Annotated in this window: 18 protein-coding genes and 2 pseudogenes; 3 read left to right on the plus strand and 17 right to left on the minus strand. The window is 33.8% G+C overall.

From position 1 onward, the window contains the following. Window positions 1-534 precede the first annotated feature (534 nt). Window positions 535-642, minus strand: a complete 108-nt coding sequence (locus AC22L0_RS26355) for a YjcZ family sporulation protein (protein ID WP_000505671.1) — start codon at window positions 640-642, stop codon at window positions 535-537. Window positions 643-1,041: 399 nt separating this feature from the next. Here AC22L0_RS26355 and AC22L0_RS26360 point away from each other — a divergent pair, with 399 nt between their 5' ends. After that, window positions 1,042-1,326, plus strand: a complete 285-nt coding sequence (locus tag AC22L0_RS26360) for a hypothetical protein (protein ID WP_087967568.1) — start codon at window positions 1,042-1,044, stop codon at window positions 1,324-1,326. 94 nt (window positions 1,327-1,420) lie between these two features. Here the strand turns inward: AC22L0_RS26360 and AC22L0_RS26365 are convergent, their stop codons facing one another. The 13 genes and pseudogenes from AC22L0_RS26365 to gntR all read right to left on the minus strand — a co-directional run bounded on the left by AC22L0_RS26365 (window position 1,421) and on the right by gntR (window position 18,681). Next, complete coding sequence (locus AC22L0_RS26365; protein ID WP_087967566.1) at window positions 1,421-1,630, minus strand: hypothetical protein; 210 nt, start codon at window positions 1,628-1,630, stop codon at window positions 1,421-1,423. Between the two features lie 82 nt (window positions 1,631-1,712). Then, window positions 1,713-2,273 carry a DUF4236 domain-containing protein gene (locus AC22L0_RS26370; protein WP_087967564.1) on the minus strand — a complete coding sequence of 187 codons (561 nt, stop codon included), beginning with the start codon at window positions 2,271-2,273 and terminating at the stop codon, window positions 1,713-1,715. Between the two features lie 267 nt (window positions 2,274-2,540). After that, a complete protein-coding gene (locus AC22L0_RS26375) occupies window positions 2,541-3,176 on the minus strand; it encodes a hypothetical protein (RefSeq protein ID WP_139894849.1) in 636 nt (211 codons plus the stop codon). A 194-nt stretch (window positions 3,177-3,370) separates the two neighbouring features. Continuing rightward, entirely contained in the window at window positions 3,371-3,880 is a 510-nt protein-coding gene (locus AC22L0_RS26380; protein ID WP_025118675.1) for a hypothetical protein, read from the minus strand. Between the two features lie 301 nt (window positions 3,881-4,181). Further along, on the minus strand, window positions 4,182-4,778 hold the full coding sequence (locus AC22L0_RS26385; protein WP_087967559.1) for a hypothetical protein: 597 nt from the start codon (window positions 4,776-4,778) through the stop codon (window positions 4,182-4,184). A gap of 51 nt (window positions 4,779-4,829) precedes the next feature. Then, the gene (locus AC22L0_RS26390; RefSeq protein ID WP_087967556.1) at window positions 4,830-6,068 is read right to left on the minus strand and encodes a bifunctional lytic transglycosylase/C40 family peptidase; all 1,239 of its coding nucleotides are present in this window, start codon (window positions 6,066-6,068) and stop codon (window positions 4,830-4,832) included. Between the two features lie 27 nt (window positions 6,069-6,095). Next, window positions 6,096-8,342, minus strand: coding sequence for a CD3337/EF1877 family mobilome membrane protein (locus tag AC22L0_RS26395; protein WP_139894845.1), 2,247 nt, complete (start codon window positions 8,340-8,342; stop codon window positions 6,096-6,098). A gap of 32 nt (window positions 8,343-8,374) precedes the next feature. Continuing rightward, window positions 8,375-8,725 (minus strand): annotated as a pseudogene (locus tag AC22L0_RS26400) (hypothetical protein); the annotation flags it as partial. 948 nt (window positions 8,726-9,673) lie between these two features. After that, window positions 9,674-11,383 carry a hypothetical protein gene (locus AC22L0_RS26405; protein WP_087967552.1) on the minus strand — a complete coding sequence of 570 codons (1,710 nt, stop codon included), beginning with the start codon at window positions 11,381-11,383 and terminating at the stop codon, window positions 9,674-9,676. A 1,900-nt stretch (window positions 11,384-13,283) separates the two neighbouring features. Continuing rightward, window positions 13,284-14,693: an NADP-dependent phosphogluconate dehydrogenase gene (gndA, locus tag AC22L0_RS26410; RefSeq protein WP_087967550.1), complete on the minus strand. Its 1,410-nt coding sequence runs from the start codon at window positions 14,691-14,693 to the stop codon at window positions 13,284-13,286. Window positions 14,694-14,957: 264 nt separating this feature from the next. Further along, window positions 14,958-16,304, minus strand: coding sequence for a gluconate permease GntP (gene gntP / locus AC22L0_RS26415; protein WP_087967548.1), 1,347 nt, complete (start codon window positions 16,302-16,304; stop codon window positions 14,958-14,960). Between the two features lie 117 nt (window positions 16,305-16,421). Continuing rightward, complete coding sequence (gene gntK, locus AC22L0_RS26420; RefSeq protein WP_087967546.1) at window positions 16,422-17,957, minus strand: gluconokinase; 1,536 nt, start codon at window positions 17,955-17,957, stop codon at window positions 16,422-16,424. Continuing rightward, window positions 17,950-18,681 carry a gluconate operon transcriptional repressor GntR gene (gntR, locus tag AC22L0_RS26425; protein ID WP_487272527.1) on the minus strand — a complete coding sequence of 244 codons (732 nt, stop codon included), beginning with the start codon at window positions 18,679-18,681 and terminating at the stop codon, window positions 17,950-17,952. The genes gntK and gntR overlap by 8 nt, the downstream gene beginning before the upstream one ends. A gap of 549 nt (window positions 18,682-19,230) precedes the next feature. Between gntR and AC22L0_RS26430 the strand changes: the two genes are divergently transcribed. Then, window positions 19,231-20,928, plus strand: a complete 1,698-nt coding sequence (locus AC22L0_RS26430; protein ID WP_087967541.1) for a helix-turn-helix domain-containing protein — start codon at window positions 19,231-19,233, stop codon at window positions 20,926-20,928. A 162-nt stretch (window positions 20,929-21,090) separates the two neighbouring features. Continuing rightward, window positions 21,091-21,249, plus strand: a complete 159-nt coding sequence (locus AC22L0_RS26435) for a hypothetical protein (RefSeq protein WP_001183576.1) — start codon at window positions 21,091-21,093, stop codon at window positions 21,247-21,249. A gap of 143 nt (window positions 21,250-21,392) precedes the next feature. Here AC22L0_RS26435 and AC22L0_RS26440 read toward each other — a convergent pair whose 3' ends face one another. The 3 genes and pseudogenes from AC22L0_RS26440 to AC22L0_RS26450 form a co-directional block, all read right to left on the minus strand. Continuing rightward, entirely contained in the window at window positions 21,393-21,983 is a 591-nt protein-coding gene (locus AC22L0_RS26440; RefSeq protein WP_087967539.1) for an SUKH-4 family immunity protein, read from the minus strand. A 171-nt stretch (window positions 21,984-22,154) separates the two neighbouring features. Continuing rightward, window positions 22,155-25,229, minus strand: a pseudogene (locus tag AC22L0_RS26445) (type IV secretory system conjugative DNA transfer family protein). Then, the gene (locus AC22L0_RS26450) at window positions 25,201-26,751 is read right to left on the minus strand and encodes a replication-relaxation family protein (RefSeq protein WP_000747963.1); all 1,551 of its coding nucleotides are present in this window, start codon (window positions 26,749-26,751) and stop codon (window positions 25,201-25,203) included. Before AC22L0_RS26450 ends, AC22L0_RS26445 begins: the two are co-directional and overlap by 29 nt. Window positions 26,752-26,802 lie beyond the last annotated feature (51 nt).

The following is a 26,802-nucleotide window of genomic DNA, read 5'->3' on the forward strand; positions in this document are numbered from 1 at the left end:
TTTTCATAATTTTCCTTCATAAAAAAAGACACCCTAAGGTGCCTTCCTCCGACTTGAACCACGTTCATTTAGTATAAACCTATCCGTATTATCCCTTTGTTATACGTGTAAACACATCCTATAAAACAGAATCGTCTATATACACCAGATTGTTAGTTCACAAAGTACAAGAGATTTGAGATCAGTATTAGAGTGACGCCACACCTTTTATAATTATCGATATGTTACGCCTTTCAAAAGAATCTGCTTTATAGAATGTATCCACAATTTATATTTTACTATATGTAATATTTATTTGGTGTAATTTTTATGAATATGTATAATTGCATAAAGTTTATGAAAAAAATTAGAGTATAATTTGGTATTGTGTAATAAAGATAAGGCCCACCTACGGAAATAGGTGGGTTTTTTGTTGGGTATTTTTATCTCATTGCACAAAAGGGAATTTCTATTAAAACCATAGCATATTTTTATAGCTCTTATATTGAGAAAAAAGAAAAGACATCCAAATAAGAGTGTCTTTTCCAATAGTTTTTAGCAGAAGCAAGAAGCTCCAACAATAATTAATAAAATAAATAATACAACTAATAAAGCAAATCCTCCTGCAAAGCCACAGCCGCCACAGCTACCACCAAAGCCCATAATAATTCCTCCTTTAAATAGTAGGAGAAAAATAAGGAGTCACTCATGTATTTTAATGGATTCAAATTACTTTATGTTTTTATGAATTAAATGAGCAGGTCCTTTTGAAAATAAAAAAAGACGCTATAAAGCGCCCCCCATGTGGGTAAATAAGAAGTAAGGTTTCTAAGATAACTGAAAAAATAGATCAGGTGCTTAGATTTTATCACGATTTTTTTCTGAATGAACATGCATTATTACATATCACTATAAATCCCTCTATTTTCCATTTGATAAAATGGATTACCAATATTAATAAGATTCAAATAAATATTTCTACAAATTCAAAATATTTACAAAAAATACAAAAGTGATACATTTAAGATGCAAGTTATTAAAAATATTTAAGGGGGAATTATTATGTTCAAGAAATTAGTAGTAGGAGCATTAGCAGCAGGTATTGTATTGACAGGAGGGATTGGGGCAGCATCAGCAAATGTAGATATCCCATATAACAAATGTTACAATTCGGCTGTATCCTATAGCAATGGTGTATACACTAAGTATGTTGTTCAAAGTAGTAGCGCATTTTCTAATTCATACACTGATAAAGAGGGAATCAAATGGAATTTCAAAGGATATAAAGAAGAATATTTAGAAGGGTGCGGTAAAAAATATATTGCTAAATATGAAGGAAGAAAATAATAGAGTATAAATATATTATGAAAAGCCTCCAATAATGAGGCTTTTCTATTTATTTGAATAGATTATACTCAAAAAAGACACCCTAAGGTGCCTTTTACGCTGTAACAAATTTAAATACATAGTACATAAAAAATAACAAAGATAGACTTGCTAATCTGCTAGCAATTGATTCTTTTATAAATTTCATAAGTATCACTTTGACAATCAATGCTAAAAATAACGGTATAAACAGTACCATAGCAAGTTTGATAGCTAAGTCGTTTATAGTTGGATTAAACGCTTCAAAGTTAATAATGATATTCACTTATCCCTCTTTTTATCTATTTATACTTATAATTAGATTTATATTGTTTTGACTACTAAAGAGCCGTTAATTTGAGAACCATTTATTTTTGGATTATAAGAGTACTTTTACATTTACGACAAGCAATCTTCTCTTCCTCAAAAATGAATAGATTTTCAGCATCACATTCTGGGCATACAACTGCAAATGGTGTTTTTATATTTTTATAGCATAGGAAAGAAAAGAATGCCATGATTAGAGCAGGTATAATAAGCATCATAATTAAGAATAGGCCCGCAAAAACGCCTGCAATTATGGAAAGTGGTTTCATTAGTTTTCTACCTACGGAGTTTACTTGATTATCCTTTTTACGAAAAGCAGTAACAAGGTAAGTTTGGGTTTCTTTTACTGGCTCAAATGCATTTACCGTATTGTAATCTTGTTCATCCATAGTGGGATAGGAAGTGTTTGGTCCTTGATACCCTCGTTGTATATAATAGTTGTTTGACTCAGCTATTCGTGGTGTATACGAGATTCCAGTTCCAGGTACATAAGTTGTTGTTCTTGATTCAGGTAAAATAGAGTTCCCTCCCATACCTGTGTATGTAAAGTTAATTTTCACACCCGGGGAAAACTGGATAATTCTACGAAATTTATAACCCATAATATTGTATCCTCTCTATCTAATTAATAGAATTTTTTACTAATTATAACAAATTTTTATTGTTTTATATTAATATATTTAGTTACAATGTATTAATATAATATAAATATTTAAATTAAATAATTCAAGGCGTTTTATGAGTCCTTTTTTATAAAAAAAGACACCCAAAGGTGCCTTCCGACTTAAACCACTTTAATTTTAATAATATGTATTGGACTCCCATCCAAATATTATTTTACCATATTTATTATCTATTTTATTAAATTATTACTGGGCCTCTTGCTCACCTTTAGCTTTCATTTGTTTTTCATATACATATTTTGCTGTTGAAAAATCAGTAGGAAAATCACGTAGTGCCTTATTTATAATATTTAATTCTTCTTGCGATTTAATTTCAATGTTATTTAAATAGTCAAATGCTTTGGATTGTTTATTTGCAACATAATTTTGAGTAGAATAATCATCTGGGAAGTCTTTCTTAGCTTTTTCTTTAACCTTATTCATAGCTTCTGTTTTGTCGATGTTCTTTACTGGGTTCGCTAATGTTCCAGTAGTTTGTTCTGGTTTAGGTACTTCTTTCTTTTCCGGTTGAGACTCCGGCTTTACGTCTTCTTTTTTAGGCTGTTCTTGTTCTTGCGGTTTAGGTATTTCTTGACTCGGCTGTGTAGTTTTTTGAAGTGACCTAGTTTGCTCTTTTTCATAGGAGTCTACTTTAGATTTCAACTCTTTGATTTGTGTTTTTAATTCTTGCTGTTCATTAAAGTGTTGATCAATAATTTTATCCATATCTTTTTGTGAATACTTAGGTTTCATATCTTCTGATTTGGAATCTTTAAAAATAGCTACAGAAGCAATGATAGCTACTAGTACAGCGATAATTCCAATGATTAGTTTTTTATTCATTTATGTTCCTCCTCAAATACAATAATATTATTATATAACAATTAATCATTTATAGGTAGAAAAAAAGACACCCTAAGGTGCCTTCCTCCGACTTGAACCACTTTAATTTTAATAATATGCATTTGGAATTTCATCCAAATAATATTTTACCATATTAAGTTATATTGGTGATTGAGAAATATGAATTGAATCTATTATTTTACTTTTAAGCTCTTTTCGTATTCTTTAGCTTCTTCAACATTTTTAAATGTTTTTAAATCGAATATCTTTTCTCCATCAATACATACAACTAATACTCCATCTTGAGCTTGAAGAACACTACCTACATTACCTTTTCCGAGTGAAATACTGAAGGGATTCTCTACATTTAATGATTTCTTTTTAGCAAGATAATCTTTAAATGGCATACCAATGGATAGTTCGTCTTTTAAGCCTTTAATAGTGTTACCAGAAGTAGTTGTTGGTTGTTCCTTTTTTGTAGCCTCTTCTTGCTGTTTGCGTTGCTTTTCAGCCGTCTCTTGTTCAGCTTTCTCCTTTTTCACAGTCCCTTTTTCTTCAGCTTTCTTCGCTTTCTCAGCTTCCTTTTGTGCTTCTTGCTCAGCTTTAGATTCTTTGGAAGTACTTGCTGTCTCGTTAGATGAACATGCTGCTAATCCCATAAATAAAGCGAAACAAGTAAGTGTTGTTAATAGTTTTTTGTTCATAGTATGTATCCCCCAGCGTTTAAAATGTAAGATTTACCTGAACTATCATAACAAATATAATCACAACTATTTTGTCATATTATGTCGAAATGAAAAAAAAGACACCCTAAGGTGCCTTTCTTCAACTTATCCCCCCTTAAAATCAGTTGTTATCTACATAATTGAAGAGATAAAACACCCCTACATTAGTAATTACTTCACGTCCCTATTTTAAGTTTACAAAATCCCAAAAATTCCCTCTTGTAAAAAATAAAAAGAGGGGAATTTTTTTATTAATCTACATGTTAAGTGTGTACAAATCCTAAGGCATACGATCTTTTAAATCTGCTAAAGGTATAAGCTTGTCGACAAGCCATAATTTCTTATTTCCATCATAGATAAGGTTTATTTGCATTAATGACATATTATCAGATGAAACACCATTAACTGTAATTTTACTTTTCACTTTTGCTAATACATTTGCTTTTGTAGTATCCAAAAATGCATAATACAGCTCGCCACCTGTGTATTCAGATTGAAATGAAACTTTCTTCTTTTCTTTCTCATCTCCAGTTCCTGGAGCAGATTGCGTTGGTCCACCTGGTGGTGTTAATTCTTTCTTTGCATTTGGTGTTATATATGCATCGATATTAGCAAGGTAAGATTCGCCTTTACCTGTATCATAAGTACGGAAAGCTTTAAGAAATCGTTCTGCAGCTTCCTTTACTTGTTGTTGATTATTACTCTTTAGAGCTAACAATTCCTTTTTCGTATCGTTGTATTGTGCCTCCACCTTTTCCACTTTTTTCGTTAATTTTATATTATCAGTTTTAAGTTTTTCATTATCAGATTGATATTTTATTAAAAACCCTACACTAGCTATTAATAAAATTGCTATTATAATGGTGATTTTCTTCATGATTTACCTCCTTTTCGCAGTTTCATAAGTTGCTAGATGTTACATGCATTATTATCTAACTACACGACCATATCCCGCAAAATGCTGTTGAAAATATGGTTTACTTAAATCAGCATAGCCAATTGGATCGCCAGCATGATACATTGTATTATTTCCTACATAAATGCCAACATGCGTAATGTAGTTACTTGTAGCATAAGTGCTATGGAAAAATACTAAATCTCCTGGCTTAGGATCTGTTACACGTTGGGTTTTATCCCATTGGGTTTGTGCAGTACCAAATAAATTAATACCAACCCTTGAATAGGTATACTCAACAATTCCACTACAGTCAAATGATGTATTTGGTGTTCGCCCTCCAAAAACATATGGCCATCCTTGATACTTTAGTGCTTCTGCCATAATTGCCTGGAATACATCATCACCTAAAACACTACCACCAGCAATTCCACCAGAACCACCAGGGGTTTGACCAGGTTGATAATATCTCATAATATGTGGGACATAATCGGGATCACCATAGCACCAATTATTAGCTACAGCCTCCGCACTTCTCCACGAACCACATTTATAACCATTTTTAGCTGATTGCTCTGCAGAAAATGCCCTTGCATTCTCGTGAGTATATCCACCTTTCGAAACTGCATAGTTAGCGTAGCCAGTTCCATAGTTATAACATTGTAATGTAATATTTTGATCACCATTGGATTTTTTATGACAATCGGCAAAATGCATTAAACCATATTTTATACTTTCCTCTGGATCAGTAAAATACCCTGGGGGATGCCCTTGTGATTCCGAGCTTTGCATTACATCTAATTGTGTTCCAGAACTTTCTTGTTGGATAAGAGCAAGAATTAAAGGTGTCATTGCTTCAATACCATGTTGTGCCGCATATTTCCTTACCAATGGCTCCCATCTCATTACTTCAGGACTAACACTTGCAGTACCCGGGGCAAAAGGACCACCAATTCCTCCAGGAGTGACTTCATCTTCACTCATACTAGCAGTTAATAAAAATATCACTATACCTAAACCTGCAACAACAGCTAAAATAACACCGGCTATTATTAATAATGGTTTTGCAACAGCTACTGTTGCTGCCTTCTGTGCTACTTTAACCGCTACTTTCTTCCCTACTTGTGCAACTGCTTTACCCGCTATTTTGGATCCTTTTCCAGCTGCCTTTCCTAAAGAATGGCCTACCTTTTTCAAGGCAGGCTTGGCATTCCCTAGTTCAGCTTCAGGATGATGTTCATTTTCAAAGTCGCGATTTGGTTCCGCACTCAATGTATAAACCCTCCCTCATGAGCTGAATTATTTCGGTTTTATAGTTTCTTTTGCTTTTACATTTTTTAAAGCCTCTTGTTGTGTTTGTGCATTTGTTTCAACTTTTTTAATTGCTGCCCCTTCTTTTACCTGTTGTTGATTATTTACTTTAGGGACATTCTTAGTTGGTTGTGAATTAACTGGTTTTACCTCTACTTGCTTTTGCGGTGTGCTTACATGTGAAGTAGTAACTGGTTTACTCTCAATTGGGTTCGGTTTTGATGGTGTCGTCCCCGACTGTGGTGCTGTAATTGGTTTACTCTCAATCGAATTCGACTGTAATGGTGTTGTTCCTGACTGTGGTGTTGTGACTGGCTTTGTTTGACCATTTGGTGTTTTAATTGTTCCTCCAGGTTTTGCTTCCGCTTTTACATCTCCTTGCTTATTCTCAAGTCCACCATTATTTTGACTTGCTACTGGTCTAACTTGAGCTTTTACATCTTCTTCTTTATTATTTAATTCCTCATTTGATTGCGCTACTGGTTTAACATCCGCTTTTACATCCTCTTCTTTACCTTTTAGTTCTGCCTGTTGCATTTCAGGGTTATTATCTTCATGTTTCCCTCGTACTGCTAATTCTGGATTCTCTTTAGTTGCGGCTACTTCTTCCTTAACCCTTTCTTGCTCCTGATTTCCTTTTCTATCGCGAACACCTAAATTTTCTTCTTTTTTCATTTGATTTATATTTTTTTCTTTTTCTGCTTGCATTTGTTCTTTTTCCTTACGTTTACCATCTGCTACCTTTTCTTTTCTATCTGCATAGTTTTCTTTCAACTGTTTAAACTTACTGTAGCCTGATTTACCCACTTTTCCTGCCACCGCAGCACTTGCAAGTCCCACGGCGCCAGCTACTGCTACACCTCTTCCAACTGTCTTAGATCCACGTCTAACATCACGATATTTCTGCCTAATATTACTCATAGCATCTGATGCGCGTGCAGCTCCGGCACTTGCTGGTACTGTAGTAATAGCATCAAAAATTGTTTTACGGTATAACCAAACACCTAAGAATGAAAGTACTTGTAATGCAGCTACAACTAAATATCCATATTTATCGGTAGCGCTAAATAGGATTGACGATACCCAAAACATTAAAGTTATAAGAAAACCAATTGCAACTTTCATAAGTAGCGTTCGAAACAATTCAGATAAAAATCTCTTAGCTGTCCCAGTCCATGCAGGTACTAAAGCCATCAATAACATTACTGGTGACATTAGCGCTACGATGATAAACATCAATTGATAAAATAACATCGCCATACTACACAAGCCTAAGACAACCCACAATGGTCCATTGATTAAGAAAAGTAGTAATACTAACGCGCCACGCTCAAAAGTAGCATCCAAAGTTAATATTGTATTTTTCTTCTGTTCAACTTCCTTTTTTAATAGATCCTGCCTTTCATCTGCTCCTGTTGTTGTTAACATTTTCTTAATTCTTTCATCACCGATTTTCTTCATATCTGTTGTACCAAACTGCAGTAATGTATAAGGTTGTTTTATTAATAGAGTGTGTGTTAAATCAGTAATGGAATCGACACCGCTTGAATATCCTTGACTTGCTCCACTAATACTTTGAGTGGAATCAAGAACAGTTTTATTTACTTGTTCAGAGAAAGTGTTCAATCCTTTGATAATATAACTTGAATTTGCGAAAAAAGCTAAAGTGAAAACTAACATACCTAATGTCTTTAACAATCCTCCTAGCATCTCTGACTGGCGTCGTTGTACAAAACCTACCCAGATAACCCAGCAGGCTAATAAAGCTAACATGAGTCCAATTAATTCACTATATATTCCATTACCCCAAGAACCATTGAACCCCGCTGCTTTAGATATTACATCGCCTAATTTATCTCCTACATCAGCTACAATATTGAGACTCATAGATTGGCCGACCATACTTGTAACAAAAGTACTAACTGCAAGATTAATGGTCCATCCAATACTTACAAGACTAAATAACACTGCAACCATTTGTTCTTTTACTTTGTCTCCCCATTTCCAAAACTTAAGAGATTCACCAAATCCACCTTCTGGTGTATAGATGTCAATTCCATAACTACTTGCAGGATATTCTTCATATTTTAATTTTTCCTTATTCTTTGGAATGATATCGTCTATAAGAGAAGGTCTGGGTTCTTCCTCTGCATATACTGGAGTAGCTTTAAAAAGTAAATTAAATGCTAAAAGCAAAGTACAAATTAATAACAATAGGGTAATAAACTTTTTCATTACATGTTACTCCCCCTTTGATGGGAAACCTATTAATCTTTCGAACTAAACTCATTTGTCGGTTTAGTATTTGCTACTTCATCAATTTCATTTCCTTGAGGGCCAGAATAACTTCGAACTTTGAAACCATCCTCTGTACGAACTACTCTTACCCATTTCACTGCTTTATCGATGTTTTTAGGGGGCTTCTTTGAAATAAAGTTATACATAATTGTATCCTTATCTACCACATACTCTTTTACTGTATAGTCTTTGTAAGATAAATTATTTTGTGGCCCTTGATTCGGATCTAAAACTGTATTTTTATCTCCATCGACGATAAGCTTTCTAATTGTTTTATTATCATGTTGTAAGTCGGCCTTTACAAAGTTCATTGTAATTTCCACTAATCAACTATCTACTTTAAGTATGATTTACTTTTTTCGGAAATCTAAGAGAAATAAAAAAAAATTGTGTTTTATATCAAAAATTTTTTAGAATGATTAAAACTAAATATACTGTTTATTAAAGTACATAAAAAAACCAATTCCATTAAGAAATGAAATTGGTTTTACACAGGATCTATTTTCTATAGTAAGTATTACACAATATAAAAACCTAATATAATATATAACTTTAATATATATAAAGAGAAAAGATAAAACTTTTATACAGAGAAAAAATCGTCTTAAAACATTGCTGTGCTAAGGGTTCATCATTACTCTAGCCGTAAAAAATCATAAAAAGTAAAAACTGGGAATGAACTTAATAAGCTGGATGATGATTAAAAACTACAAAATATCGTAAAGTAGGTATATAAAAACTACATATAATCATCGTTAATTTGATGCGAGTGACTGAATAAATAATAAATGCAAATTTTACTGACTTACGAACAAACTTTCCACATTTTAAAAAAACTATACACAATTTATTAACAAATCGGTCAAAGTTAGGAACAGAATCCACTTTTTAAACATAACTAACAGAAGATTTTCTGATTTTAAGTAGATTTAGAGATAGAACATGATAAGAACAGCACTTAAGGCTATATTTTATACACATCAGGTCAAAATTATTAAGATATCAACAGAATACTAAAAAATATTTCTGCTTTTTTGTAGATGAAATGACATGATTGGATTGATAATTCAGAATAAATAACTTAGAAATTGTGAATATCTTATTTTGTTTCACATGCACTGTATGTAATTGCATAAAAAATAGAGAGCCGTGATCATTAAAATTGAAAACTTACTCTCTGTTTTGTTTGAAGTAATACTCTTCACATGCTATCTCCAACACGAATAGCCCTCCACTTTTGCTTTTTTCAAAAATAGAGAGCTGTATCATTACATTGCTGGAAGCAGCTGATCAACCGTATGTGGTATTTCATTTGTTGAACGGTAATATGCTTCTAAAGATTGTAGAAACGGAATTAAATCAAAGTCTTCAGGGACCTCAATTACACGAATCTTTTCCTTCGGCAATTTATCAATTTTTTCAATGAACAGTTCACGAATATCGCTAGGGATTTGATTTCCTTTATACCCACTAGACTTTAATAGTTCGCGAATTTCAATTTCTAATGCTGTATATGCGTTAATATTTACGCCCTGCTCATAAGCATATTTTCTAAATAGTGATTCCTCTTGATACTGCATGTAATTACGATGGTAAGCATCTAAGGTTACAGGTACAGCATATTTTGCATGAAGCAGGTCATGCGCTTTACGGAATAGCTTTTGAACATTGCGTAAAGAGTATATAGCAAAATGAGTACCAAATTTAAAAATGGCCTCTTCTTGTTCATGTTTAGGTACATTGTGTGTAATTAAAGGATAAATACCAGTTTTAGCAGCTGTGTCTAATACACGATATTGAGAAGATTGCTTTAATAATTTACTTAGTGTATAAACAAGCTTTTTCGGATATCCTTCTTGTCGATCAATCATTTCCCGTAAGCCACGAACTACTTGGCGAATTTGACGATGACAGGAGTGTTTTAAAACGTTAATGAATTGGTTCATATCCTTTGCAAATTCAGCAATATTCATTTCAACTAACAAGTTTTCTATGAATGTAGCTTTACGCTTATATGTATCTCGTGGTGTAAATGGATCACGGTATTCTGCTCCTTCTTCTTTTGCGCATAAGAAATCAGGATGTACAGATAAATGCAATGTTGTGTATTGCTTTTTATTCTTCTTCCCTTTTTCTAACTTGCAAATTTTAAATAAAGGAGATCCAGTAGCAGAAAGTTTTGTTTCTAATTCCTCAAGTACAGCACGAATCTGATGTGGGTATTTCTTATGTAAGTAACGATACATACCACCAAAGTGTGTTGAGTTTCCTTGTTCATCAACTTTGAATAAAGAACGTTTCAGGGTAGTTTCGCGTTTCTGCTGCATTGCTACATCCATGAATAGTTTCTTAGCTGCAATGGATAACTCAAAGAATTCTTTGGTAAATACTATCGGGCTAATAAATGTATATGCATTTGCTTTATTCGTTTCTTTATTCATGAAATCAGTTAAGGTGATTTTATATTTACCACTGTACTCATTTTCGATTGTAATGATGTTATGGAAACTTAACTTCTTCAAAGCTACATAAAATTGTGAGTGGTGAATATGTGCAAATGCTTCTTTATAATTTTTATAATCTTCCCAAAGCATATGGATCGATACATGCGAAAGCTCACCATATGTATTACATTTTTTATGAAGAAATAGAAATACTTCTAAATCAGCATTTGTAATACCATATAGCTTATGTTTTCTGCCCTCATTTTTATCAAATCCACTTACTTTATCTACAATCTTTTTCATTTTCAGTGAAAAAGATGGCTTTGCTTTAGCAACAAACCCCTCTTCATCTGCAATTCGTTCTTCATAGGACATTGAATTCACAATGTCTTCTAGATAAGTATCTTTAAAACTGTAATACTTACCTTCTAAAGCATCTACCAACTTTTTCCATGATTTAATTGTTACAATTACCGGTGTTGTTGTTTCACCATTCAAACTACGTTTGTTCTTTATAACGAAAGGTTTTGCCATCTTTTTCACCTCCTTATATATTAAGTTGCAGTTTTCCCCACAATTAGATATAGATTATCATTTTTGATTATATCAAATCGAATACTGGTGAAATCTGTCCCTTTAAGAGAAAAAACAAAAAAATGAAACGTGCCTCTATCCCTTGTGCGACAAGGGGTTTGACGTTTCATGAAAAAAAGTTTGTTGCCACCATAGAGCTATGAAGTTTTTTGAATATGAAACGTATTATATAGTGGGATAAACCTCCCGAAACCATTGATTTTATAGGGTTTTCATCTAATTTTGTTTGAAAGTTGTAGCCATCATATAGCTATAACGTTTCATGTTTTTAAAATAAGTTATATTTTATTAAAAAATGCTGTAACCATTGGTACGTATAGGTTTTTGGAAGTTTTAAAGTGAAAGTTGTAGCCATCATACCGCTATAAACGTTTCAGTTCGTTTCATGTTTCCTGCCATCATATAGCTATAACGTTTCATGTTTTTAGAACAAGTTATATTTTATTGAAAACCGCTGTAACCCTTGGTGTATATAGCTTTGTTGAGATTTTAAAAGTGAAAGTTGTAGCCATCATATAGCTATAATGATTTTAGCGTGTTTTCGTTCATATTTTATGAAATGGCTTTATATCAACGTTTATTACTAATTTACATAGAATAAAAAAATTTTTAGTCAAATGATTTTCAAGATATTCTCGTTTCATGTTTCCTGCCATCATATAGCTATAACGTTTCATTTTTTCAAAGTTGTAGCCATCATATAGCTATAACGTTTCATAAATTACGAAATTGTAGCCATCATATAGCTATTAATTATTAAAAGTAAGAAGTAATAGCCGTGATAAGGCTATATAGTTTCAAATAAGAGCTTATAGGCCCGATAAAGCTATATAGTTTCAAGTAAGAAGTAATAGCCGCGATAAGGCTATATAGTTTCAAATAAGAGCTTATAGGCCCGATAAAGCTATATAGTTTCAAGTAAGAAGTAATAGCCGCGATAAGGCTATGCAGTTTCAAATAAGGGCTTATAGCCCCGATAAAGCTATACAGTTTCAAGTAAGAAGTAATAGCCGTGATAAGGCTATACAGTTTCAAGTAAGAAGTAATAGCCATGATAAGGCTATATAGTTTCAAATAAGGACTTATAGCCATGATAAGGCTACATAGTTTCAAATAAGAGCTTATAGCCATGATAAGGCTACATAGTTTCAAATAAGAAGTAATAGCCATGATAAGGCTATATAGTTTCAAATAAGGACTTATAGCCATGATAAGGCTACATAGTTTCAAATAAGAGCTTATAGCCATGATAAGGCTACATAGTTTCAAATAAGAGCTTATAGCCATGATAAGGCTACATAGTTTCAAATAAGAAGTAATAGCCGTGATAAGGCTATATAGTTTCAAATAAGGACTTATAGCCGTGATAAGGCTACATAGTTTCAAATAAGAGCTTATAGCCATGATAAATAAGGCTATATAGTTTCAAATAAGAGCTTATAGCCGTGATAAGGCTACATAGTTTCAAATAAGGACTTATAGCCATGATAAGGCTATATAGTTTCAAGTAAGAAGTAATAGCCGTGATAAGGCTATATAGTTTCAAATAAGGACTTATAGCCATGATAAGGCTATGTAGTTTTAAATAAGAAGCAGTTTTATATAAGTAAAGAGGATTTAAATGATCCAAAATAAAAGAAATAAAAACCAATAATTGTGCGGATTATTCAGATAACATTTCGCCTTAGAGGTTATGTGGTTTTTCATCTAAATGGGAAAAATAAACGCACTTTTATTCAGTCATCCGTTTAAAGTGAACTTCCATCAGGGGGAGTCTTATTGCCTGCGAATCGTGGGATGAAAAATGGACTAAGAATTTAATCTTAGTCCATTTCTTATTTTATATCCATTTTGTATGGAATGTACCTTCTTTATCTACTCGTTTATACGTATGCGCTCCAAAATAATCGCGCTGCGCTTGTAACAAGTTTGCAGGTAGATTGGCAGTACGATAGCTGTCATAATAAGAAATTGCTGCTGAAAATGCAGGTATCGGAATCCCCTGTTGTACCGCCATTGAGATAATTTGGCGTAATCCGCCTTGATATGACTCTACAATCTCTTTAAAGTATGGATCAAGTAAAAGGTTCGGTAGATCAGTGTTTGTCTCATAAGCCTCTTTAATGTTTTGTAAAAAGGCAGCACGGATAATACATCCGCCTCTCCAAAGCATAGAAATGCTGCCAAAATCAAGGTTCCAATCATATTCCTCAGAAGCTGCCTTCAATTGCGTGAATCCTTGTGCATAAGAACAAATTTTACTCATATATAAAGCTTGGCGCACTGCTTCAATTAATTCAGCTTTTTCAACTCCAATTGCTGTTTTATCTTTAGGGCCAGATAAAACTTTGCTTGCGTTCACGCGCTCTTCTTTTAACGCAGAAATGCAACGAGCAAATACAGATTCCGTGATAATAGGAAGAGAGATACCTAAATCAAGGGCGCTTTGGCTTGTCCATTTCCCTGTACCCTTTTGTCCTGCAGTATCAAGAATAACATCCACTAATGGCTTACCAGTTTCTTCATCTTTCTTCTTGAAGATATCGGCTGTAATCTCAATTAGATAGCTGTTCAGTTCACCTTTATTCCATTCAGCAAATATTTCATGGAACTCTTCTGCAGTCAAATCAAGTGTTTGTTTCAAGAAGAAATATGCTTCACAAATTAGTTGCATATCTCCATACTCAATGCCATTGTGAACCATCTTTACATAGTGGCCTGCCCCATTAGGTCCGATATAAGAACAACAAGGCTCGTTATTCACTTTTGCAGAGATGTTTTCAAGCATATCCTTTACTTTTTCGTATGCATCCTTCTGTCCGCCTGGCATAATAGAAGGTCCCTTCAATGCACCCTCTTCGCCGCCTGACACACCTGCACCGATGAAATTGATTCCTTCTTCGGCAAGACGTTTGTTTCGGCGAATTGTATCGACAAAGTATGTATTACCACCGTCAATTAAAATATCACCTTTATCGAGGTGAGGGACTAGAGAATCAATCGCCTTATCTGTAATTTCCCCTGCATTCACCATTAATAAAATCTTTCTAGGTGATTCAAGTGAGCTAACAAACTCTTCAACTATATGAGTACCAACTAAGTTTTTACCACGGTTTTCCTCAATGATTTGATCAACTTTTTCCTTTGAAATATCATATAGGGCAACAGAATACCCTTTGCTCTCAAAGTTAAGTGCGAGGCTTTTTCCCATAACGCCCACACCAACAACTCCAATTTGTAACTTTTCCATATTCCATCGTTCCTTTCCATGTATGTTACTCTGTATTATAGTATATATACCTAAAATAACACTTTAATCAAATAATCAATCTTTTTCATTTCAATAGACTCTATCAGTATTCGTGCAAAAGGTTATAGGGACACGGCGCATCACTATCAAGTTAAAAAATAAAGAGAAATTTTCATCCTTATTAATCAATCATGAAAAATAACCGGTTAATTATGAAAAATCACATTAAACAGCTTCCGTATCCCTTTTATTGTGTAGAAAGATCTATACAAATAAACTTAATAATAAAGTAAATCCTAATCCGGCTACAGAAACGATAGTCTCAAGTAAAGTCCAAGTTGCAAATGTTTCTTTCATGCTTAAACCAAAGTACTCTTTAAACATCCAGAAACCAGCATCGTTCACGTGTGAAGCAATTAAACTACCAGCCCCTGTTGCAAGGACAACTAAAGCAAGGTTAACATCAGATTGACCTAACATCGGAATCACTAAACCGACAGTTGTTAATGCAGCAACCGTAGCAGACCCCAATGAAATACGTAAAATGGCAGCGATAATCCATGCGAGCAAGATCGGTGATAATGAAGTTCCTTTGAATAATTCGGCTACATAGTTACCAACGCCGCCATCAATTAATACTTGTTTGAAAGCTCCGCCTCCACCAATAATTAAGAGCATCATCCCAATATTCGAGATCGCTGTTGTACAAGATTCCATCACGTTTTTGATTGGAATATTTCTTGCCAATCCCATTGTATAGATCGCAACCAGTAAGGATATCAACATGGCAGTATCCGCATTCCCAATAAACTCAATCGTTGCTAGTAAACTATTATCTTTAAATCCCATTGTTTTTTGCAGCAAAGTAATAATTGTAGCGACTGCCATTAAAAGGACAGGCAGTAAAGCGGTAAAAACACTGATTCCAAAGCCAGGAGTTTCTTCAAGTTTAAATACTTTCTGCTCACCTAATGATTGGATATTACCGGTTTTTGTGAACGCATCAGGTACTAGTTTTTTTGCAAGCTTAGTAAATACAGGTCCAGCTAACACAACAGTTGGAACCGCTATCATAAAACCGTAAAGTAATACTTCACCGATGTTTGCATGCAATTCACCAGCGATAGCAGTTGGTCCTGGGTGTGGTGGTAAAAATCCGTGTGTTACAGATAAAGCAGCTGCCATCGAAATACCGAGATATAAGATAGAAACTTTTAATTCTCTTGAAATTGCAAATACAATCGGAATTAATAATACTAATCCTACTTCAAAAAATAATGCAATCCCGATAATAAATGAGGCAGTCACAACAGCCCATTGAATGTTCTTTTCACCAAATTTCTTCACAAGTGTCATGGCGATGCGTTGTGCGCCCCCAGAATCTGAAAGCAACTTACCTAACATCGCACCAAGTCCAAAAACGAGTGCTAAATGACCAAGTGTTCCGCCTAATCCCGTTTCAATGGTTTTAAAAATCTTTTCTGGTGGCATTCCAAGTGCTAAAGCAACCCCGACCGATACAATGATTAATGAAATAAAGGTATTTAATTTAAAGCGCATAATCAGTAAAAGTAATGCTAAAATCCCAATTGCTACAATGACTAATGGCATCGTAGTTCCCCCCTAATCTTAGCTGTATTTGTATTTATCCCGGTATTCGCGGGAAGTAAGCCCCCCCACCTCAAGATTTAGATAGAAGCGAGGCGTGGGGAATTACTCATGAAAATTTTACTTTATTAAATTTCTTTGATAATTTGCAATTCGTGTATAATCATCTTCTAGCGCCCTTGATAGGTTAATAAATATTGGCAGTAATTGTCTGTATTCTTTTGTTGCTTCTTCTTTCGGTGTATGTTTGTAGGTACTCCCAACCATTTCGGAAACGATTTCAAAAGAATCAATTTTTCCTGTGGCATAGAGACCTAATATACATGCACCTAGACAAGAGCTTTCGTAGCTCTTTGGAACAACGACTTCAGATGCGAAAATATCAGACATCATCTGTCGCCAAACGTCAGACCTTGCGAAGCCGCCTGTTGCTTGAATACGAGTTACAGGACCATCCATGCATTCGGTTAATGCTAAAAATACAGTGTATAAATTATATATAACGCCTTCTAAAGCTGCACGTATCATATGTTCCTTCTTATGTGACATCGTTAAACCGAAGAAGGAGCCACGTACATCTGGATTCCATAATGGTGCACGTTCCCCTGCGAGGTATGGATGGAATAATAATCCGTCTGCACCAGGTCTCACGCGTTCAGCTATTTTAGTTAATACATCGTATGGATCAATTCCTAGTCTTTTCGCAGTTTCTACTTCTGATGAAGCAAGTTCATCACGAATCCAGCGAAGGACCATCCCTCCATTGTTTACCGGTCCACCAATTACCCAATGCTTTTCCGTTAAGGCATAACAAAATATTCTTCCTTTTTTATCTGTTTGTGGTTTATCAATGATGGTCCGAATAGCACCACTGGTTCCAATTGTGACAGCAATCTCACCTTTTCGAATTGCATTCACACCTAGATTAGAAAGCACCCCATCACTGGCACCAATGACAAACGGTGTTTGTGAATCGATACCAATCTTTTGGGCTAAATCTGGATTGCAGTTGCTGAATATTTGGGTGGTTGGTACGAGTTCAGATAATTGAGCTGATGTTATACCAGCAATTTTTAAAGCTTCCTCATCCCAATCTAGCGTTTTTAAGTTCATCATGCCCATGCATGAGGCGATGGAATGATCAACAACATATTGATCAAAGAATTGTTTGAAGATATATTCTTTGATTCCAATATATTTTTTTGTTCTAATAGCAATTTCCGGATGATCATTCACAATCCATGTAATTTTACTTAATGGTGACATTGGGTGAATAGGTGTTCCTGTTCGTCTATAAATTTCATGGCCATTCAGTTCATCTTTGATTTTATGTGCCCATGCCTCACTACGATTATCTGCCCAAGTGATACAAGGTGTCAGCGGCTGATCATTTTCATCCATAGCTATGACACTATGCATAGCACTGCTAAATGAAATAAACGATGGTTTTTTATCTGAATGCTGTTTCGTTATATTTGATATTGCTTGTAAAACAGCTTGGAAAATCTCTTCTGGATCTTGTTCCGCTGTGGATATATCCGGTGTGCGAAGTGGATAACCAATATTCTCGGTTTGGATGACTTCGCCTTTTTCAGTAAATAAAACTGCTTTCGTACTTGTTGTACCGATATCTATACCTAACATATAGCTACTCATGTCCTCGCTCTACTCCTTTAGATAACATTTGTTGTGACATCCAGAAATCTTCAACTTTCCCTTGAACATCATCAAAGTTTAGATGTAAGGCCTCAATCATGAGGGCTCGATCTTTTGATTCGATTGCTTTTATATAAAGCTCATGATTTTTAATAACCCGTTCAAAGTCTTCGTACTTTTCCTTGAAACGAGTACGCATTGATAAAAGGATTAAGCTTTCCATAACAGGCTTTAAATTATTCCAAATCATCAGGATGTAGGAATGCTCAATGGTTAGAATAATCGTTTCATGGAATAAAAGATCTTGATAAGAAAACTCATCAGAATCATGATATTTAATGGCGATTTTCATCATTTCCATTATTTTATTTAGTTCTCTTACTAAATCATTTGTGTCCATCTTTACAAGTCGCTCAAAGATAAACTTTTCTATAAGTAAACGAACATCATATATTTCTTCGATTTCTTTCTCGGTTAAACCAATGACAACTGCGCCCATTCTTTCTAAGCGAATAATATTTTCAGAAGCTAGTACTTTTAATGCTTCACGAACGGGTGACCGACTTACAGAAAAATCGGCAGCTAATTTATTTTCCGACAGGATGGTACCGCTTTCAATCTCCCCTGCAATAATGCGCATTCTCAGTTCGCTCGCAACACGATCACCTGTAGAGGCTTTTGAAAGCCATTTTTCAGGATAAAGAAATTCCATTGATTTCGCCATAAATTCACCTCATGTTAATCAAGTATACTTGTATACAAGTATTATAACTCGGATTTTTAATTATGCAAGCGCTTTTATTGTTTACTTTGGTTCTTTTAGAGGAAAGCCCCATAATTATCAAGCTAACAAATCGAGTCGCCCTAAAAACTATTATTGTTGATGAAGAAGATTTAGGGAATGGAAGACTGAAGAATACGATATTCAAGGACTTGCATCAACATATTTACCACTCGGGTTTACAACTTTTTGAATCAAAGATATAGATGTTAAAAATGTAACAGTAACTAAATTTGAGCATTAAACACTTTTAAAAATTGAAATTGTATTGTAAAGTAATGATTTTACAAATAGAAGCAGTTTTATATAATTAAAGACAAGTAAAGAGAATTTAAATGATCCATAATAGAACAAGTAAAAATCAACAAATGTGCGGATTATTCTGATAATATTTCAACTTAAAGGTTATATAGCCATCATATAGCTATGACGTTTCACATTTTTAAGATTCAAATTATATTTGTAATTAATATTGTTAGGAGGTATTTAAATATGGAGAAAGTGTTAGCATTGTTTAGTGATGCCCTCCTACTTGCTGCTCCAATTTATGAAGAAAACAAGCAGTTATGGGCCAAATGGAATAAATATTATAAAGAAGTACAAGAGAATCACGATAAATTAGTAACATCAGCTAATATGTCCCCTTCCTTTTCGACGCTGGTTTCTTGGTTAGGTCAGAAACAAGAGCAAGGAATATCGTTGTTAAACATTTATGCCAATCTGAATAAATATAAAATTGAGATTCAAAATGTACTAGATAAGATCATTGAACAAGAATTCGGAGGAAAAGTTGAAGCAGTTGAACCAACTCAAATTTCAATTTTTGAAGATAGTCAGGTAACAGAACATATAGAAGATATATCTGATGATTACTATCCTGTAACCAATGACGCAATGTACTATCAATTACGTGATGGAATAGCAAAAAATCATTTTGAGGAAGATGAAGCAGTAGCAAAACCGGTACTGCCATTAGAAACAAAAAATTCAAGCGGAGTTGCACAACTATCTTCACATAAGGATGAGGATTTGAGATTAGTGAATACAAACGAAGCAGAAAGATGGTCTATATTAGTTGATGGAGTAATTAGTAATATGGATGATCTTACAGCAGACTGTTTGGATACCATTACAATACAATGGTTAAATCAAGCTAAATCTCCAGATGAATTCATAGATTTTAGTTATGAAAATGTGTTGGAATTATGTAATATGCCGAAAGCCTCAGCAAACGGTGTAGAGTATTATCGTGCAGAAGATAAGATAAAAGTAGCGCAACGTATTGCAGCGTTAGCAAGCATCTTTATTTATTTGAATGATGATAATGAAGTTGTAGTATTGAACGATCAAGCTGAAACTGGGGAAAAATTTGAAGTAAAACGTGAAGTAATCAAAAGGCTATTCGTGCTGGACTCTGTAGTGTTATGGAGAGATAAGAATACTAATGAATATATGGGGATAGAATCCTGTAAGATTAAACCAGGTAGTTTTTTATCGGGCTATTTGTATGGATCTAATAGCACAACTGCTTTATTATCCAAAAAAGCATTAGAGTATAATAGCTATAGACACAAGTTTCATAAACGTTTAATACGTTATTTATCCTGGCAGTGGCGAATCCGTCAACAATACAGTACTTTAAAAAGACCATACTCCATTGGTGGAGAAAAAGGTTTACTATCTGTAATGGGTATTACAACCACAAAGGGTCGCCCAACTCGAATTCGTGAACAACTAGAAAATGTTTTAATTGATTTAGAAAAAGAAAATGTAATTTCACATTGGGCGTATGCAGAGGAATTGGATGAAACAAAGATAGGAGAACGTAATTGGTTTAAGAATTACTATTCAAAATTAGGAATCATTATCTTACCACCAAAAGAATTGATGAATAATATAGATAGTATGGTAAAGAAAAAAGCAATAGGTATGCAAGAGAATCCGGAGGACCATTATTTTGCAGAGACTGTAAAACAAACTCCTGAAGGATCAGAAGATATGATACGAGAAAAAATTATGTATCAGCATATGCATCAAAATAAAACAATGCGTGAAATAGCTGATGAAATAGGTCTATCCCCTGCTACGCTATCAAGATTCTGTAATAACAAAATGAAGCGTATTTCAAAAAGTGTTAATGAAAAACTAAACAAGTGGTATGAAAGACAAATGATTATAGAGTCAATGTAAAGAGAAGCAGATACCTTTTAAAAATGGAGAGGTACCTGCTTCTTTTTAATTTGTTCATATTCTGCCTGTATTAATCCATAAACGCGCTCGATTGTTCGGTGGATACCATGTGTCCTTTTGTACATAATAAGATTTGCAAATATTAAAGTCAGGAGGGTTTGTATGCAACAGGATAAAAAAGATATAGAAACGTCTGGTTCTATTATGAAACCAAATTTTGCAGAAACTGATGCGCAAAAAGTGAAACAAGAAATTCAAAATGATGTAAGGGAAGGACAAGGAGCAATGACTTCCCGAGAAGCAGGTGCAATGCGGGATTAAGAAAACACTCCTTACTGTTTTTTATTTAGTGAAAGTTTTAACCAGTAAGGAGATTTCCTATTATCTGCTTTTGTTTCTAAAAAAAATTGTTTTTACTTTGATATAAAGTTTATTTCATGTAAGTATCCCTCATTAGAAATAATCTATATTTTGTTTGATTTCTTTAAAAAGAAGTTTAACTTGTTGTGATATAAACAATTCCAAAAGTGTCTATTGTAGTTATCATCATTAATTAATATGTTATTATCAAGCTCGACTAATTTGTTCTTCAAATCATGAAAAGTCTTTATTAGATCACAATCTTTGTAGTGCCCCTGCCCTATTAGCTGAACCCAATACTTTTTAAAGCAATTGAAGCAGCAATACATTTTCTCTATAGAAGAATTAACAAAATATCTTTCTACTCTTTCCGTAATCTCATGTTCTAGCTCATATATTTCTCCTGTGGGCTGGTAGATAGTAATTAGATTACCTGAGTCTATATTGCTCCCAATAACAAGGTATGGTTTAAATTTCTCTAAACTCGCTAAAAACGTTTCTGTAAATTCTTTATCCAATATTGATAAAGAAAAATCATTTTGTTTTGTCCATTCCACTACATCTAAAAGAAAACCATTTGAATAGGTGTAAAATTCTACATTGAGACATTCGAATTCATGTCCTTTAATTTGATGCTTAAGTAAAAAGTGCATACTATCAATGGGCAAATTTAATTTGGCTATTTCCAATGTCATTCCTCCAACCCTTAATATTTAATCCATTTTCTGTTTCTACACAAACTCAATTAAATTTTAGCATAAAGAAATGGTCTTCTTGCGGAAAGTGGAATATGAAATAATAAAAAGGTATGAGTATACAACCCACACCTTTTTACCGTTATAAATATTCGTTATATGCTTAGTGCATCAATTATGATCAATGTCACCTTCGATATATTGACTGAGTTTATCCTTAATTGCCGCACTTTCTGAAGTTACTTCTGCTACTTTACGATTGCGAAGACGAGAGCCACCTTCCATTTCATCTAAAGGTAATGTATTTTCTTCTTCTTGAGGAACAGTGGCAGCCATTTGTTGTAACCATTGCATTGTTAAGTTAGATGTTGTATTTTTACCATTGATTTCTGCAGTTCGTTGAATTTCCTGCTCCTGCTGATTATGGGTAACAGTTGATGTGTAAGCAGGTTCTCTATATTGTGGTGTATGCTTCGCCCTTGGCACTTCTATTGGAGTTTCAGTAATAACTGATGTTTTGTTGTTAAGTTCAATAGATTCTCTATGTTTACTTGTATCTGGTACATTTTCTTTTTGAACATCGATTACTTCATTAATTTTTTCGGGTTCTGTTTTATTAGAAGTAGCAATTGATGCTATACTGTTTTCCTTTTCTAGTTTAGGAGCAGAATTTCTTGAGTAATCTTGCACAGACTGACTATTAGTTAACTCTCCTTCATTGTCTGTATCATCTTCATTATTATAAAAATCGTAAGTATCAGGATTTAACGTTTGTAACCAGCCTTCTATTGCAGTAGGTGCTGTTTTAGGTGTACTCAATTCCTCAATTACAGCTTCTTCACTATCAACATTTGTATCTGTGACATAATCATTATATTTAGTTTCCACATTCAATGACTCTTCACGAATTTTTAACCAATAAGCAGCTGCTTCTGTATCAACTTGAATCTTAGCTGTTTTAAACTCAGAGGCAGGAACAAAGTTAGCATTTACTTGTATTCCTCCTTGAGGAGCATTATCTTTTACAATTTTAGCCGCACACTGGAATGCTTTTTGAATTAAGATATCATTTTCAGAAAGAATGGGTACCTCTAGTTTCGAATAAGAGTAGGATGTTCTTCGTGTACTTTGAGTTTTCGTTTCTGCAGTTACCATATCAATTTCTTGATCACCTTCACGTGCCTCATAAATTGTTTTCGTACCCATTAGCTTACTAAACAATTTAGCATCTTCATTTGTAACATCACCATAAACAAGTTTATTACGAAATGTTCCTAACAGGATATCCATGAATCTTGGGCCATGTTCAATTGCTAATTGACTAATGGTTTGTGCAATAACAATTAAAGGTGCTTTATATTTACGTGATTGAGCAGGAAAACTTTTAAATGCTTTATAAATGTAATCCGCAAACTCATCGACTAAAACCGGATGATAAGGAGATACGTTAGGCTTACGACGGAAAACAGCGTTCTGTACGGCATATAAACACAATTTACCGAATACATCAGATAAATCAGAAAGTTCCCCTTTCGCTGTATTGACTAACAGAATACCTCCAAATTCCAAATGCTTCTCAAAATCAAAATCCGATGGACCACATAAAACACGTCGGAGCAGAGGTTGAGCAGAAATATCATTTAATGTGTTTCGTAAACCGCGAACAAAGGTTTCTTGTTTATCAATTATCTTGGGTTGACCATAGTATTTCCCTTCAGTATGATAAACAACTTCCCCTCCCCCACGGCCACCAGAAATTTCAGGAATATAATTTAAATCAAACCATTCATCAACTTGTTTCATTATGCGGAAATGGTTTCGTTCATCCCTATCTGGAATGGATTCAATATCATTTGGAAGTCGTTCTTTTAATTTGAGATGCATCTCAAACACGAGATTAGCATCATTATACATATCAATTAAATGCTCAAACCTAGCTTCAAAATTAGAATCATGGAGTTTTAACAAATAAATATGTTGTTTAAGATGGGAACGCTCAGATTGAACGAAGAACGGATTTCCTGCTCCATTATCAGAGAGACCCGTTAATACTGAACATAACATCTCAGCAACCTTATCGACTGGACCACGTACAAAATTTATTGAAGGGGTATCAGGATTTGTTGGGTCTAAATAGAAAATAATACTTTCAGGAATCTTGTGTGCTAATACCAATTTATATACTTTTTCGCAGAAATCATTAGATGGCTCGATAACTGTAAGACCATTAACCTGTGTTCCTTTTACATCCTCTGAATGATAATCTTTTCTTGCATATAAGGTTTTAAAGTTATTAATCATTGAAGCCATATAGTCAAGAATTTGATTGGCAATTGGCAAACCTAGTGCAGCTGATTTACCAGTACCAATGTTACCGATGATCATTATATTAAGCGTTAGAGACTTGCCCTGTATTACTGCCATTTCCCGTGTAGCACTGTTAGGACCAAGAAAGATATCGGGTTCTGGCAATTTTGATGGATTTTTTTCAGTGAAAAATCTGTGTAATGAAGTAGCAAGTTTCCGTTGACAATCATCATTCAAAAAGGAAAGCATCCAACCAGGTATTTTAAATACGTATTCCCATTTTCCGAATTCATCTATAAGCTATTTTTTATGTTCATAAAAAATCTTAAAGAGCCATAAAAGTACGAGAATAATAATAATTACAGGTATAGCAAATACAAGGTGCATGATATTACTAAAATTTGAAAGTATAGTATCCTCTAATCCTTTGTCATTTAGTGAAACCTCTCCAGCTTTCGAATGTAAGAATGGAATAAATATCTTAGCTAATGGAACACTAAACGCCCATAAGTACTGGGCAACTATACCAATTAACATCATCGAGAAAATAAACCATCGACGCTTTATCTCCTGATAGGTCTTAACTTTGGTTGATAGTTTCCAAGTATAAATTAAAATCCAAAAGCTAAAAAAGGTTTCAATGTAATAATTAGTTTTAAACGGATTACCGAAGATACTTAAAGTAGGTAATGGAGCCCCCATTTGTATGAACCAGAAAGAAGCGTATTTATAAATTCCTCTAAAAGCAAAATACCAAGCTAGCAGAAGTAGTAATGTCACAACATAGTAAGATGAGCGGGCTGCTAAACGATATTTCCAGCTTTTTGTAATGTCGATTGTCACTATATAGGAATTTTTTTTGCTCTTTTCGGTTTTTGGATCCTCCCCATTACTTGGTGCATTATTGAGTTCAGCATTCTTTTGAACTGCATTCTCCAAATTCTTGTTTCACCCTCTCTTTTAACGAATAAAAAGCAGCGGTGAAATTAAGCAATTCAGCAGAAGTAGCCAATAATATATTCTCTGGTGCTATGGAATTGTGATACAGATCAGTAAAAATGGCTTGCTGCCCATGCTCTAATTCATCCGCTTCATATATCCCCAAAATCTTAATTGGGTTGAGTGTTCGGTGTTGATTTTGCATGGCCAACAATCCTGATAATTTCTGTAATTTAAAGTGTGTGTTAACCTCCCCTACCTTAAGTATTGTTAATATACATAATATTTCTAAGTAATCTAAAGATTTTTTTTCTTCATCAGGTGCTTTTTTTCGTAATACCAAAATGTCATCTGTTAGCTCAAGTAGTTTAGAATGTTGAATCCCTTTCACTTGAATTTTATTTTTATTAGAAATCCACTCTACCGAATAAGGGAAAGAAGAATTTATGTTTAAACGTTCAGCAATTTTTTTGAGCAAATGACTTTTGTTTAAACTATTAATTTCGCGAATTTCTTGAAGAATATTATTTATTACAAGTGCAGATCCACCCATATTGCACACGTAAACATTTAGGTTATTCACTACACTTAAACGTGGTATATTGCTGAAAGCCTTTTTTAAATTTGTTACACGTGTAGTTCTTTTTTTGTAAGTAGAAATTGTGTGATAGGAATCATCGATTACTGAAAATAAAACGTAAAACTGTTTAGACGGATTAGAAGCAGCGATATCAAAATATTTTTTAAGTTTGTTTTCTAGAAATGGAATGTTTTCTGTTCCTGTATCAACTTCAATATTGATAATAGAATCATTACATGTAAGAACCCAATCAGGAATGATTAATGGGTCTCCCTTTGCGTCTGGATAAAACTCTTTAGATGGACGAAATGAATAAACGAGTTGAGGTAAATCTGGTTGGAAGGAAACGGGTTGAAGTTCTGGCTGAAACATTTCGCGATACTCTTCATCTTCGTATAAGAAGTAAACATCATTTGAATCGGAATACATTAGGTTGGGTAAATGTAAGTTTTGCTTCACAATTGAGTTTAATGGAAAAAGATAATCGCCATTACCACCTACAATTGCACCGGTATGTTCATTTTGGGATTCTGCTTCAAGTAAATTGAGCACAAATTGTGTAATAGCTATATTGTGTTCATATTGCCTTTTGGTAACAAACGAGGTGTTGCAGTCAGTAATTAATTTTAAACGATATAATATTTCTGCTCCCTTTGAAGCTATAGAAACGAAATCCAATGTAAAGCCACGTTTTTTTCTCACACTTATATTTTCTTTTTTTATTAATTTCATTTTTGCCCACTTAGTTAACTTGGATGAAAACGTAGTTCGACTTATAGGCCCCCCACTTATCAATTCATAAAATTTTCGTAATTGAATTTGAGATACTGTTCGTTGTTCATATAAAAATAAGACTGTAAAAATGTCAGAACGATTAAAATAAACTCCACGGTCATTCTCTCCGACGATATATTTAACGGCATGATCAAATGATTTTTTCAATTTAAAACACTCCCTTGATATGGAAATAATGTACGGGAATCTGAATAAAAT

The sequence above is a fragment of the Bacillus sp. LQ01 genome, from assembly GCF_057624735.1.

Coding starts and splice junctions, on each gene's coding strand:
- AC22L0_RS26355 (WP_000505671.1), bottom strand. CDS start 642: ATGGGCTTTGGTGGTAGCTGTGGCGGCTGTGGCTTTGCAGGAGGATTT.
- AC22L0_RS26360 (WP_087967568.1), top strand. CDS start 1,042: ATGTTCAAGAAATTAGTAGTAGGAGCATTAGCAGCAGGTATTGTATTG.
- AC22L0_RS26370 (WP_087967564.1), bottom strand. CDS start 2,273: ATGGGTTATAAATTTCGTAGAATTATCCAGTTTTCCCCGGGTGTGAAA.
- AC22L0_RS26375 (WP_139894849.1), bottom strand. CDS start 3,176: ATGAATAAAAAACTAATCATTGGAATTATCGCTGTACTAGTAGCTATC.
- AC22L0_RS26380 (WP_025118675.1), bottom strand. CDS start 3,880: ATGAACAAAAAACTATTAACAACACTTACTTGTTTCGCTTTATTTATG.
- AC22L0_RS26385 (WP_087967559.1), bottom strand. CDS start 4,778: ATGAAGAAAATCACCATTATAATAGCAATTTTATTAATAGCTAGTGTA.
- AC22L0_RS26395 (WP_139894845.1), bottom strand. CDS start 8,342: ATGAAAAAGTTTATTACCCTATTGTTATTAATTTGTACTTTGCTTTTA.
- AC22L0_RS26405 (WP_087967552.1), bottom strand. CDS start 11,383: ATGGCAAAACCTTTCGTTATAAAGAACAAACGTAGTTTGAATGGTGAA.
- gndA (WP_087967550.1), bottom strand. CDS start 14,693: ATGGAAAAGTTACAAATTGGAGTTGTTGGTGTGGGCGTTATGGGAAAA.
- gntP (WP_087967548.1), bottom strand. CDS start 16,304: ATGCCATTAGTCATTGTAGCAATTGGGATTTTAGCATTACTTTTACTG.
- gntK (WP_087967546.1), bottom strand. CDS start 17,957: ATGAGTAGCTATATGTTAGGTATAGATATCGGTACAACAAGTACGAAA.
- gntR (WP_487272527.1), bottom strand. CDS start 18,681: ATGGCGAAATCAATGGAATTTCTTTATCCTGAAAAATGGCTTTCAAAA.
- AC22L0_RS26430 (WP_087967541.1), top strand. CDS start 19,231: ATGGAGAAAGTGTTAGCATTGTTTAGTGATGCCCTCCTACTTGCTGCT.
- AC22L0_RS26435 (WP_001183576.1), top strand. CDS start 21,091: ATGCAACAGGATAAAAAAGATATAGAAACGTCTGGTTCTATTATGAAA.
- AC22L0_RS26440 (WP_087967539.1), bottom strand. CDS start 21,983: ATGACATTGGAAATAGCCAAATTAAATTTGCCCATTGATAGTATGCAC.